4 protein-coding genes and 2 pseudogenes are annotated in these 13,030 nt (G+C 66.1%); 4 read left to right on the top strand and 2 right to left on the bottom strand.

The window, feature by feature from the left end:
• The first annotated feature begins 100 nt into the window (after positions 1-100).
• Both glyS and XarbCFBP7408_RS19885 read left to right on the top strand, forming a co-directional pair.
• Positions 101-2,335: a glycine--tRNA ligase subunit beta gene (glyS, locus tag XarbCFBP7408_RS19890; RefSeq protein ID WP_104564415.1), complete on the top strand. Its 2,235-nt coding sequence runs from the start codon at positions 101-103 to the stop codon at positions 2,333-2,335.
• Positions 2,335-3,924 (top strand): tetratricopeptide repeat-containing sulfotransferase family protein, encoded by a 1,590-nt coding sequence (locus XarbCFBP7408_RS19885; RefSeq protein WP_104564414.1) that lies wholly within the window; start codon positions 2,335-2,337, stop codon positions 3,922-3,924. Before glyS ends, XarbCFBP7408_RS19885 begins: the two co-directional genes overlap by 1 nt.
• Before the next feature lie 223 nt (positions 3,925-4,147).
• On the opposite strand, the pseudogene XarbCFBP7408_RS19880 reads toward XarbCFBP7408_RS19885, so the two are convergent.
• A pseudogene (locus XarbCFBP7408_RS19880) lies at positions 4,148-6,834 on the bottom strand (TonB-dependent receptor plug domain-containing protein).
• A 219-nt stretch (positions 6,835-7,053) separates the two neighbouring features.
• Here XarbCFBP7408_RS19880 and XarbCFBP7408_RS19875 point away from each other — a divergent pair.
• Together XarbCFBP7408_RS19875 and XarbCFBP7408_RS19870 are read left to right on the top strand one after the other, a co-directional pair.
• Positions 7,054-8,835 carry an autotransporter assembly complex protein TamA gene (locus XarbCFBP7408_RS19875; RefSeq protein WP_104564413.1) on the top strand — a complete coding sequence of 594 codons (1,782 nt, stop codon included), beginning with the start codon at positions 7,054-7,056 and terminating at the stop codon, positions 8,833-8,835.
• The gene (locus tag XarbCFBP7408_RS19870; protein ID WP_104564412.1) at positions 8,832-12,686 is read left to right on the top strand and encodes a translocation/assembly module TamB domain-containing protein; all 3,855 of its coding nucleotides are present in this window, start codon (positions 8,832-8,834) and stop codon (positions 12,684-12,686) included. The genes XarbCFBP7408_RS19875 and XarbCFBP7408_RS19870 overlap by 4 nt, the downstream gene beginning before the upstream one ends.
• A 207-nt stretch (positions 12,687-12,893) precedes the next feature.
• On the opposite strand, the pseudogene XarbCFBP7408_RS19865 reads toward XarbCFBP7408_RS19870, so the two are convergent.
• A pseudogene (locus tag XarbCFBP7408_RS19865) lies at positions 12,894-13,030 on the bottom strand (IS1595 family transposase); the annotation flags it as partial.

Below are 13,030 nucleotides of genomic sequence, written 5' to 3'. Positions count from 1 at the left end.
CGTGTACCCAAACTCCATAGGCTTCGCCCGTACCCTCATCCGCCTCTTCGAGGCACCTTCTCCCGAGGGGAGAAGGGAACAATGCAAAGGTCCACCTGACATGAGCGAACAACTTCCCCTGCTGATCGAACTGGGCACCGAAGAGCTGCCGGTCAAGGCGCTGCCGGGTCTGGCGCAGGCTTTCTTCGATGGCGTGCTGCACGGTCTGGAAAAGCGCGGCGTCGCGGTCACCCGGGGCGACGCCAAGCCGCTGTCCACACCGCGCCGCCTGGCGGTGCTGCTGCCGGGCGTGGCCATCGAGCAGCCCGAGCAGCGCTCCGAAGTGCTGGGCCCGTATCTCAACATCGCGCTGGATGCCGAGGGCAAGCCGACCAGGGCGCTGGCCGGTTTCGCCGCCAAGGCCGGGATCGACTGGACCGCGCTGGAGCGCACCAGCGACGCCAAGGGCGAGCGCTTCGTGCACCGCGCGGTGACGCCGGGCGCGCGCACCGCCGACTTGCTGCCCGACATCCTGCGCGAGGCGATCGCGGCGATGCCGATCCCCAAGCCGATGCGCTGGGGCGCGCACGAATACGCCTTCGCGCGGCCGGTGCAGTGGCTGGTGCTGCTGTTCGGCGACCGCGTGGTTCCGGCCGAGCTGCTGGGCGTGCGTGGCGATCGCCTCAGCCGCGGGCACCGTTTCATGCATCAGGGCGAGGTATCGCTGGCGGCACCGGGCGACTACGTCGAGGCCTTGCGCGCGGCGCATGTGCTGGTGGATGCGGACGCACGCCGTGCGCGCATCGTCGAAGAGGTCGAAGCCGCCGCCAGGCAGGCCGGCGGCAGCGCACGCATCAGCGACGACAACCTGGAGCAGGTGGTCAACCTGGTCGAATGGCCGTCGGCGGTGCTGTGCAGCTTCGAGCGCGACTTCCTGGCGGTGCCGCAGGAAGCGCTGATCGAAACCATGGAGATCAACCAGAAATTCTTCCCGGTACTGGACGACGGCGGCAAGTTGACCGAGCAGTTCATCGGCATCGCCAATATCGTCTCCAACGACGTGGCCGAAGTCGCCAAAGGCTACGAGCGGGTGATCCGTCCGCGCTTTGCCGATGCCAAGTTCTTCTTCGACGAAGACCTCAAGCAGGGGCTGGAGGCGATGGGCGCGGGCCTGGCCAGCGTCACCTATCAGGCCAAGCTGGGCACGGTGGCCGACAAGGTGGCGCGTGTGGCGGCGCTGGCCGAGGCGATCGCGCCGCAGGTGGGCGCCGATCCGGCGCAGGCGCGCCGCGCCGCGCAGCTGGCCAAGAACGACCTGCAATCGCGCATGGTCAACGAATTCCCGGAGCTGCAGGGCATTGCCGGGCGTCATTACGCCAAGGCCGCCGGCGAACCGAGCGAGATTGCGCTGGCCATCGACGAGGCCTACCAGCCGCGCTTTGCCGGCGACGACATCGCACTGTCGCCGCTGGGCAAGGTGCTGGCGATTGCAGAACGGCTGGATACCTTGGCCGGTGGCTTTGCGGCCGGTTTGAAGCCGACCGGCAATAAGGACCCGTTCGCGCTGCGGCGCAATGCCCTGGGGCTGGCGCGGACGGTGATTGAGAGTGGGTTTGACTTATCACTACTTGATTTGATCAAGAAAGCAGTGGGTTTGGTTAATTCCGCTTTGGCCTCGTCGCAAGCTAGTAAACAGCAAACAGCGGCTGAAGCGGCCAAGACCCACGGCGTCAATGTCGCAGAGCGTCAAGGCGGCGGACTATGGGTGCCAAATGTAGAGGCGACTACAGCAGAGATTTTTGACTTCATCCTCGACCGCCTACGCGGCTACTACGCAGACAAGGGCGTTCCTGCCACGCACTTCAATGCGGTCGCTGCCTTGTTCTCGGTCGCGCCCGAGGGCGCTCCTACAGAGCTCGTAGGAGCGCACCTGGGCGCGACCCACGGCTCCCTCTACGACTTCGACCGCCGTATCGATGCGATCGGCATCTTCGCCACGCTGCCCGAAGCCGAAGCCCTGGCCGCCGCCAACAAGCGCATCCGCAACATCCTGCGCAAGGTCGAGGGCGCGATCCCCGGCGACATCGACACCAGCCTGCTGCGCGAACCGGCCGAGCACGCCCTGGCCGAAGCGGTGGAAGCGGCCATCGGCGATACCGGCGATGCGCTGCACCGGCACGACTACGTCGCCGTGCTCGCGCGGCTGGCGCGGTTGCGCCCGCAGGTGGACGCGTTCTTCGACGGGGTGATGGTCAACGCCGACGACGCGCAACTGCGCGCCAATCGCCTGGCCCTGCTGAAGAAGCTCGGCGACCGCCTCGGCAGCGTCGCCGCCATCGAGCATCTGTCCAGCTGATGGCCGCGTCCGCCGGCGCGGCGCACTGGCAGACCGCGCAGGCCGCGTTGGCACGCCGCGACCTGGCTGTGGCGGCGTCGGCGTTGCAGGCGCTGCTGGACGTGGAGCCGGCGCATGTGGCGGCGCGCGTGCTGCTGGCCGGCACCGTGCTGGCCAATGGCAGGATGCGCGAGGCGGTTGCGCAGTTGCGGCTGGCCGCAGGCGATCTGGGCGACGACGTGGCGATGCGTTGCCGCGTGGCGCAGGCCTTGCTGCGTGTCGGCGAGCATCGCGCACTGCATGCCTTGCTGCGGCATCCATCGGTGATGCGGTGCCAGGACGGCGCAACCTTGGCCCTGCTCGCGCACGTGCATCAATCCCTGGGCGAACACGTCGATGCACTGGCGATGATGCAGCGTGCACAGGCCTGCGGATTCGATGGAGCGGATTTTCGTTTCTTTCTTGCGGTGCAGTTGCAGTTCAATGGTCGCCTCGATGAAGCGGCGCAGGCGCTGGAGCAGGCACTGGCGCAGAAACCCGGCTATGGCCGCGCGGCGCTGACGCGCGCGCGCCTGCGCCGGCAGAGCGCCAGCAGCAACCATGTGGAGCAACTGCGTCGGCAACTGCAGCTTGCCAAGCCCGACAGCGAAGATCGCGCCGGGCTGGCGTTCGCGCTGTACAAGGAGCTGGAAGATCTCGGCCAGACCGATGCCGCCTGGGACGCGTTGCAGCATGGCAACGCGGTGATGCATGCACGCCTGCGTCACGACGCCGAGGCCGAGGCGGCGTTGTATGCGCAGCTGGGTGCGCTGGCCGAACAGGGCGTGTTTGCCGCGCAGCAAGCCGCTGCCGCACACGGCCCGCAACCGATCTTCGTGCTCGGTTTGCCGCGCTCGGGCACCACGGTGCTGGAGCGGATGCTGGGCAATCATTCCCAGGTGGTGTCGGCGGGCGAGTTGAACGACTTCGGCCATCAACTGCGTTGGGGCGCCGACCAGGCCGGCCGCAGCCTGCTGGATGCGCGGCTGCTGCAGGCCTTGCCAGCGCTGGACTACGCGCAGATCGGCGCACGTTACCTGGAACAGACGCAATGGCGGGCGGGATCGGCACGCTGGTACATCGACAAGTTACCGGCCAACGCAGTGGCGATCGGGGCGATCGCGCGCGCCTTGCCGGGGGCATTGATCGTGCATCTGGTGCGTGAGCCGATGGCGGTGTGCTTCTCCAATTACCGCGCGCTGTTCGGCGACTCCTACGCCTACAGCTACGACCTGCACACGCTGGCGCGTCACTATCAGGCGTACCACGCCTTGATGGCGCAGTGGCGGGCGGCATTGCCGGGCCGGGTGATCGATGTGGACTACGCGCAGATGGTGCGTGATCCATCCACGGTGCTGCAGCAGCTGATGGCGCGCTGCGGGCTGCAGATCGAGCCCGGGCAGAGCGATATCACCCGCAATGCGGCCGCATCGGCCACGTTGAGCAGCGTGCAGGTGCGCGAAGGCGTGCACGGGCGCAACGTCGAAGAATGGCGGCGCTACGCCACGCAGCTGGAACCGCTGCGGCAGGCCTTGCTACACGCCGGCCTGATCCAGACCGACGCACGCTGACAACAGCCAGCGACACGACGCGAGGACGCGGCCTTGATGCATGCGGCGTGCCCGCAAGCGAAGTGCCGGCGTGTCGCCAGCTTCGCCTGCGTCCCTTTTCAGCCATTCCTAGCTCGCCCACTTGCAGCAGCGGGGATCCCGGAACGCCCAAGTCGAACTCGCGTGCCCTAGAAGGCCGGCGCCAGCCCGATGGCTGCCGCCGGCAGATACCGCCCTGGTTGACTCAGTGCGCGCCGAAACGCCAGTTGAGCTCCAGCATGTAGGAACGCCCGTAGCCGGTGTAGTTGAAGATGTTGTAGTACGGGGAGCTGGTGTAGGCGCGGTCGCGCGGCGGGCGGGCGTCGGCCAGGTTGTTGACCGTCGCCGTCAGCGAGATGTCGTCGTTGACCGCATAGTCCAGCGTGGCATTGAGCGTGGTCCACGCCCCGACCTTGCGTGCGCCTTCCACCGCATAGCCATCGGTGCTTTGCTGCGCCACGAAGTCGGGCGTGCGCCCATTGCGTTGAGCGAACAGCGTGGTGGTCCATGCATCCTTCTGCCACGTGACCGAGGCATTGACGATGCTGCGGAACTCGGAGGAGAAGAACGGCTCGCTGAGCAGGTCGCGCACCGGGTCCTGCGGGAACTGCTGGCTTTCGTGCTTGACGGTGAGGTTGTATTGCGCATCGAAGACGAACAGGCCCCAGGACTCGGTGGCCAGGTTGTAGGTCGCCTTGCTGAGCACGCCGGAGATCTCCTCGTTGGAGATATTGATCGGGTTGATGCGGATGTTGCTCAAGCGGTTGGGTACCGGTGCATCGGCTGCGGTGCGATCGATGCGCGACAGCGCGTCCACGCAGGTGGGCGAGCTGATGTCCAGGCTGCCGAGACGGCAGGCCGATTCGGTCTGCAGCAGGTTGTCGGTGCTCAGGTCGCTGACTTTCTGGTCGATCTTGATGTTGTAGTAATCGGCGTTGACGCTGAAGCGCGCGCTCGGCGACCACACCACGCCATAGCCCCAGGATTTGGCGGTGATCGACTGCAGGTCGCGATTGCCGGCGCGGCGTCCGGCGATCGAGGTACCCGCGTAGGTGCAGTCGGCGATCGGCACGTTGGGTTCTTCGAGCGCGCAGCGGTAGTAATCGTTGACGCCCTGGAAGAAGCCGCTGTCGCCAGCGAAGGAAAACGCCATGTCCGGTGCCTTGAACGCTGTGGCGTAGTTGCCGCGGAACAGCAGCGAATCGACCGGACGGAATTCCAGCGCGGCCTTGTAGGTGAACTTGGAATCGCCGCCGCCGCCCTGGTTCCTGTAGTCGTCGTAACGGCCGGACAGATTGGCGGTCAAGGTGCTCAGGATCGGTACCCGCATCTCGAACGCCGCCGCCCAGTTCTCGCGCTTGCCGCTGCCCTGGGTGCCGGTCAGCTGGTAGAAGTCGCCGGCGATCACGCGTTGATCGGTCGGATTTTCCCTTACTGGTTGCCCGCCTGCAGCACGCCGGCCACGCCCACCGCCCCGGCTGGCAGGTTGAACAGTTCGGTGTTGGTCAGTTGCAGGTTGAGGTTCTGGGTCCAGGTCCGGGATTTGGTGCGGATCTCGTCGTTGAAGCTGCGGTATTGCGCCGGCGTCAAGGCGCGATAGAAGTTGGCATCGTTGGGCGAATAGATCGGGTAGCCGTAGTACTCGCCTTGCTGGGCGCCCAGGAACTGCTCGCGGAAGAAGTCCTCGATGCGATCGGCCAACGGCCATTGCTGGCGGCTGTCGATGCGGTATTCGGCGCGCGCGTAGTACGCATCGTAGGTCCAGTTGCTGGCGCCCAGCCCACCCTTGATGCCGGCGGCGATGTTGTAGGAATCGGCGATCTGGCGATCGTTGTTGAAGTCCAGGTTGCCGGTTTCTTCAGGCGCGAAGATGCGCTGATAACCTTCCAGTTGCTGGCTGCCCTGGTTGTAGAACAAGCCGCCGGTGTCGGACGAGGTCTGCCAGAAGCGCGGGCCGCTGTTGACCTCCACCTTGGTGCGATTGAGCAGCAGGGTCGCGTAGCCCTGGGTGTTGTCGTTGAAGGCGTAGGTCAGGTTGGCGTAGCCGCTGGCGCTGCGTTCCTTGTTGAGGATGCTGGCGTAACCGGGCGTGGTGCGGCTGCTGCAGAAGTTGCCGCGATTGGCGCGGTTGTCGTATTGCACCGAGCCGTTGAACAGCGGGCCCAGTGCATCGCAGTTGGCGGCGCCGGGGTCGATGTAGGTGGTTGGCGTGTTGTGCAGCGCGATGCGCGAGCCGTAGCGCAACGTGGGGTCCGGATTGTCGGAGGTGGAATCGAAGTCGCGCCGCTGGAAGCCGTAGATCGGGTCCTGGTTGTTGAGCTGCAGGCCCCAGACGATATCGGCCTTGCCCAGGGTGCTGCCGCCGGTGAGCTGGAAGCGCTGGTTGTTGCCGCCGCCGCCGTAGGTGCCCATGCGGTAATTCATCTGCACGCCGTCGACGTGCTTCTTCAGGATGATGTTGACCACGCCGGCAATGGCGCTGGAGCCGTAGATCGAGGACTGGTTGCCGGGCGCCACGTCGATGCGTTCGACCATGCCCACCGGCACGCTGGCCAGGTCGACGAAGTTGCTCTGGCCGTTATAGAGCAGCGGGTAATCGGCCATCGGCCGGCCGTCGATCAGCACCAGGGTGAAGCCGGGATCCAGGCCGAGCAGGCTCAGCGACTTGGCACCGGGAGTGAAGCCGTTACTGAACTGGCCATCCTGCACCGAGCCGGTGGCCATCGGCTGCGAGCGCAGCACATCGTAGACATCCTTGAAGCCGCGGCGCTGGATGTCCTGGGCGGTGATGGAGAACACCGGGGTGGCTGTTTCGACCCGCGACCGCGGAATCAACGAGCCTGTCACGGTGACCTTGTTCAATTCAGTCACCGCGTCCTGACTCTGGGCCATTGCAAGCGATGGCATGGCCAGGGCGGCGCATACGGCGTTGACCAGTAAATGGCGCTTCATGAAAACCCCTCTCTCCANGGGGGGGGGGGGGGGCCGCGTCGTGTCGCTGTCAACGAAACGTTAACAACACCCCGACTCTAGCCAGCCCCTGCACCTGCGTATAGTCGAGATTGCTCACATTTTTTGTCCCTTCACGCCGAGGCTAGGTATCCTTTGCCGATGCTTAAAGTCGCGTTTGCTCTTTCCTTGCTGTGCACCCTGTTCGTTCCGCTGCAAGCGGTTGCTCGGGCAACCATCGACAAGATCGAAATCAAGGGGTTGGACGACGGCGACGACGCCGAGATGATCGAGAACATCGAGGTCTCCCTGTCTCTGTATGAGGCCGTCGGCAAGGAGCAGGGCGAGTCGCGGCTGGAGTATCTGCTGGCGCAGGCCGAACGGCAGACGCGCGAGGCACTGGAACCGTTCGGCTATTACTCGCCGACCATCGAGCTGGCCGCGCCGCGCGCCGGCGACAAGGTGACGGTGGTGATCACGGTGGATCGTGGCGAGCCGGTACGCGTGCGGCAGTCGCATATCTCCATCACCGGCTGGGCCGAGCAGGACCGCTATCTGGGCCAGGACCTCAAGCAGTTCGAACCGCGCGAAGGCCAGGTCTTCAGTCATCCGCAATACGAAGCGAGCAAGGTGCGCATCACCCGCCGCCTGGCCGAGCGCGGCTACTTCGATGCCGATTTCACCCAGCGCCGCGTGGCGGTGACGCGCGCCGAGCATGCGGCCGATATCGATCTGAATTGGGACAGCGGCCGCCGCTACGACATGGGCAAGGTGCGCTTCGACTACGACTACTTCCGCCCCGGCCTGTTCGAGCCGCTGGTGTACTGGGACGAAGGCAGCTACTACCACGAAGGCAAGCTGGACCGGCTGCGCGAGTCGCTGACCAAGCTGGATTACTTCAGCACCATCGATATCCAGCCCAAGCCGGAAGAAGCCGACGACCAGGGCCGGGTGCCGGTGGATGTGAAGCTCACCCGCGCCAAGCGCACCGTCTACACTTCCGGCTTGAGCTACGGCAGCGAGAGCGGCGCCGGTGTGCGTGGCGGCGTGGAGCGACGCTACGTCAATGCGCGCGGCCACAAGATGGACACGCAGCTGGATTACGCGCAGAACCGCAAGAGCCTGACCACCAGCTACCGCGTGCCGGCGTTCCGCTGGCTGGACGGCTGGTACACCGCCTCGGCGCGGCTGTACGACGAGCAGACCGACTACATCGACCTGCGCAACGTCAAACTCACCGGCAGCCGCAGCGGCCAGATCAACGAGCGCTGGAGTGCGATCGCCTCGATCAACGCTCTGCGCGAGCGCTGGCGGTTCAGCAGCGGCAGCGATTTTACCGATGCGGTCTACGAGACCTCCACGCTGATCTATCCGCAGTTGCAGGCCAACTACGTCAATGTCGACGACCGCCTGTTCCCGCGCAGCGGCGTGTCCGGGCAGGCGTTCATCCGCGGCGGTGCCGAAGGCGCCGGCTCGGATACCAATTTCGGCCAGCTCTACGGCCAGCTGCGCTGGTTCCTGGGGGCCGGCGACAACGGCCGGGTGATCCTGCGCGGCGAAGGCGGCACCACCTGGACCAGCGACCTGGTGGCGATGCCGCCGAGCCTGCGCTTCTTTGCCGGCGGCGCCAACAGCATCCGCGGCTATGCCTTCCGCGAAGTCGGCCCGCGCACGCCCAAGCCGGACGAATTCGCGCTCGGTGCCAAGAACGTGGTCACCGCCAGTGCCGAATACGAGCATTACCTCAAGGGCGGCCCCTGGGGCGGTGCGGTGTTCGTCGATAGCGGCAGCGCCTTCGACGACACGCCCGACTGGCACACCGGTATCGGCTTCGGCCTGCGCTGGCGCTCGCCGGTGGGCCCGGTGCGCGTGGACATCGCGCATGGCCTGAACGACCCCGACTCGCAGTTCCAGCTCTATATCGATATCGGGGCCAACCTGTGAGCACGCCGACGCCGCCCCCCGCACCGCGCCGCGCGCGTTTCTACCGCCGCCGCCGCTTCTGGGTGGGCTCGGGGCTGACCGTGCTGGGCCTGGTGTTGCTGGCGCTGATCGCGGTGTACTGGCTGCTGCAGACCGTGGCCGGGCGCGACGTGTTGCTGGCGCAGGTGACCGCGCGCCTGCCGGTCGGTGCCACCTTTACCTACGGCAAGGTCGAAGGCCCGGTGGCCGGCCCGCTGACCTTGCGCGATGTGGATTTCCACTATCAGGACATCCATTTCACTGCAGAGCGCGTGTATCTGGAGCCGGACCTGCGCCCGCTGCTGGGGCGCAAGCTGCAGCTGGACGCGGTGCAGGTCAGCAATGCCAGCCTGAATCTGGGCAAGAGCGAGGAGCCGTTCACGCTGCCGAGCTGGCCCGAATCGCTGCCGCAGATCAACGTGCCGCTGGCGATCCAGGCCGACAAGATCGATGTGCAGAACCTGCGCATCACCCAGCTGCAGCAGCCGATGATCGTGCTGCACAAGGTGCAGGGTGGGCTGGAAGTAGCCACTGGCGAACTGCGCACGCGCGATCTGGTGATCGACACCGACATGGGCGACTTCCGCCTGCACGGCGATTACCTCCCCAACGAGGACTACCGCGCCGATCTCACCGCCACCGCGGTGCTGCCGGCCGCACGTGGCCGCACCCCGGCCAGCCTGGGGCTGGTCGCACGCGGCGATCTGGACAAGATGGAAGTGGCCATCGCCGGCCGCGCGCCGGCACCGTTGCAGGCCAGCCTGGTGTTCACCGGGCGCGACGACCCGACCTGGGCCTTCAAGTCCGTCACCGACGCGCTGGATACCTCGCTGCTGATGCCGGCCAGCAATGGGGAGTACGCCGCCCCGGCCACGCCGATCGCACTGAACCTGCAGGCCTCCGGCAAGGGCGGTAATGCCGACCTGCAAGGCAGCGTCAAGCAGGGCGAGCTGAGCGCCACCTTGCGGCCTTCGCACATCAGCCTGCTGGACCAGGTCATCACCGTCGAGCCGTTGGTGATCGATGCCTTCGAAGGCCGCGCGCAGTTGCGTGGGACTGCCGATTTCCACGACACGCAGAATCCGAGCTTCCGGTTTGCGGTCAATGCCAGCGGCCTGCGGTTTACCCCCGCGGCGGACCCGGCCACGCCCGATGCGCCGCTGGTGCCGGTGGAATTGATCGATGCGCGGCTGGGCGTGGCCGGCAACCTGAAGGCGTGGGCGGCGATCGGCCGTGCCACGCTGGAGCGCGATGGGCAGCAGGCCGCGCTGGTGTTCGACAGCCGCGGCAACGACCAGCGTGCGCAGCTCAAGCAGGTGCAGGCCAAGACCCCGGGCGGCGCGCTGGATCTCACCGGCGAAGTGGGTTGGACCCCGGAGCTGCAGTGGGATATCAGCGCCCAGCTGGCCAAGTTCGATCCGGGCTACTTCGCGCCGGGCTGGAACGGCAATCTCTCCGGCAAGGTCGCCTCCAAGGGCCGCCAGTTGCCGGCACCGGCCGGTGGCGTGTCGCCGGGCTTCGAGGCCACGGCCGATATCCCGAGCCTGACCGGCCAGCTGCGTCAACGCGCGCTGTCGGCCAACGGCAAGTTCGCCTTGCGTGGTGAACAGGGCGAGGGCCAATTGCAGCTGTCGCTGGGCAATAGCCGCATCACTGCCAAGGGCAAGGTCGGCGACCAGCTGGATATCGCCGCGCAATTGCAGCCGCTGCAGCTGGACGATGTCCTGCCCGGCGCCACCGGCACGATGCGCGGGCAGCTGCAGGTCAGCGGCCGTCGCGACGCGCCCGACATCACTGCCGACCTGGTCGGCAACGGCCTGCGCTGGGACACCTACAGCGCGCAAAGCATCAGTTTGCGTGGGCGTCTGCCGTGGCGCGGCAGCGACGGGCAGCTGGCCTTGCAGGGCACGGCGATCGAAGCCGGCGTAGTGCTGGACAGCGTGCGCGTGCAGGCACGCGGTGCGGTGGAAGCGCTGCGCCTGGATGCCGATATCGCCAACAGCATGGCCAACGTCGCGCTGCAGGGCGATGTCCGTCGCAATGGCGAGCGTTGGCAGGGCCAGGTCGCCACGCTGCGGATCGCACCGGCCAAGGGCGATGCCTGGGCGCTGCGCCAGCCGGCGCAGTTCAGCACCGATGGCGCCGCGTTTACGCTGTCAGACACCTGCCTGGGCGCGGCCACCGGCGGCGCGCTGTGCGCCAGCGCCAACTGGCCGCGCGAGGGCATGGTGGTGCACGGCGAGGCGCTGCCGCTTTCGCTGGTGCAACCGTGGCTGCCCAAGCAGGAAGGGCGGCAGATCTATCTGCGTGGCGAACTTGCGCTCGATGGCAGTTTCAAGCCGCGCGGCAATGCCTGGGAAGGCGCGTTCCGCATCGCCTCGCCCGAAGGCGGCATCCGCCTGGGCGAAACCCGCTACGCGGCGGTGGCCGGCAACCCCAATCGCGGCGAGTTGCTGCGCTACGACCAGTTCAGCGTGCAGGCCGATTTCACCCCGCAGCAGATCCAGGCCAAGCTCGGTATCGGCTTCCAGGGCGCCGGCTTTGTCGATGCAAAGTTCAACACCGGCTGGGATGCGTACGCGCCGCTCAATGGCGAGCTGTATCTCAATATGTCGCGGCTGTACTGGCTGGAGCTGGTGGTGGCCGATGTGGTGCAGCCCAAGGGCCTGGTCGAAGGCCATGTGAGCCTGCGCGGCACCCGCGACAAGCCGTTGCTGGGCGGCGATGCCACCTTGAGCAATTTCACTGCCGAATATCCGTCGATGGGTTTGACCCTGAGCGAGGGCAAGGGCCGCTTCGACGCATTGCCGGATGGCGCGGCCAAGATCACCGCCTCGGCCAAGTCGGGCGAAGGCACGCTCAACATCGACGGCGGGCTGTCGTGGTTCGGCACCAGCACGCCGTTGCTGCTGAATATCCGCGGCAGCAATGTGCTGGCGTACAACACCAGCGAGTTGCGCATCATCGCCAACCCGGACATGCAGTTCGGCATCACCGACAACACCATGCAGCTGCGCGGCAAGGTCACCGTGCCCGAAGCCGACATCGACCTGGAACGCCTGGATCGCGGCACCTCGGTATCCGAGGACGTGGTGGTGCTGGACCCGGTGGATCCGGAAGAAGCGCCTGCCTCGCCGCTGGATATGGATCTGGCCATCGTGCTTGGCGACAAGGTCAACATGAGCGGCTTCGGCCTGAAGGGCGGGCTGAGCGGGCAGATGCAGATCCGCGCCCGCCCGGGACGCGAGATGACCGCCAACGGCGGGCTGGACGTGCGCGGCCGCTACAAGGCCTACGGCCAGGACCTGACCATCAGCCGTGGCCAGCTGACCTGGAACAACAACATCGTCTCCGACCCGCGCGTGAGCCTGCGCGCCGAACGCAAGGTCGGCGATGTCACTGCCGGCATCGACGTCAGCGGCCGCGCCGAATCGCCGCGTGCCGATGTCTGGTCGGAACCAGCGATGTCGCAATCCGAAGCGCTCTCGTACCTGGTGCTCGGCCGCGGCCTGTCCACCGCCAGCAGCGACGAAACCCAGCAGGTCAGCGCCGCCTCGGCGGCACTGTCGGCCGGCAGCAGCCTGATTGCCTCGCAGATCGGCGCCAAGCTCGGCCTGGACGAAGCAGGGGTGAGCGAATCCAGCACCGTCGGCTCGGTGGTGGGCTTCGGCAAGTATCTCTCGCCAAAACTCTACGTCGGCTACGGCGTCTCGATGGTCGGCAGCGGCTCGGTGCTGACACTGAAATACCTGCTCAGCCGCGGCTTCGATATCGAAGCCGAATCCAGCACGGTGGAGACCAAGGGCTCGGTGAACTGGCGGCGGGAGAAGTAGTGTGAGTGGGTTCCCTAGACGAACCCACTTACTTTTCGCAAGCGTAAGCTTCTAGCACCCCATTAAGTTGTAGCACCTTGTCATTTGTCATTTTTTTTGACAAGGACAAGCTTTGTGGATCAGTATCGCTTCAGGCGGTGGATTCACCAGACAGTTGAATCGTAGGCAAGCGGCTAAAGCAAGATTTAACCTGATTAGCCCTGACTCTCAGCCATGATAATTGCTCGCCATGCGCAGAACCGGCTCCGGGCAGGGCTTGCAACGCATCATCGCCGTGGCGAGTCGTGGCAGCATTTCGGGCAGGCGGAATCTGCGATTGAATCGGTAGGCCGCTTCGGCCAGAT

The organism is Xanthomonas arboricola pv. guizotiae (genome assembly GCF_002940205.1).
Classification (GTDB): Bacteria; Pseudomonadota; Gammaproteobacteria; order Xanthomonadales; family Xanthomonadaceae; genus Xanthomonas; species Xanthomonas arboricola_C.
This window is presented reverse-complemented; position numbering and strand designations above follow the sequence as displayed.

Excerpts from the sequence above, each read along its gene's own strand:
- glyS (WP_104564415.1), top strand. The coding sequence starts at position 101 with ATGAGCGAACAACTTCCCCTGCTGATCGAACTGGGCACCGAAGAGCTG.
- XarbCFBP7408_RS19885 (WP_104564414.1), top strand. The coding sequence starts at position 2,335 with ATGGCCGCGTCCGCCGGCGCGGCGCACTGGCAGACCGCGCAGGCCGCG.
- XarbCFBP7408_RS19875 (WP_104564413.1), top strand. The coding sequence starts at position 7,054 with ATGCTTAAAGTCGCGTTTGCTCTTTCCTTGCTGTGCACCCTGTTCGTT.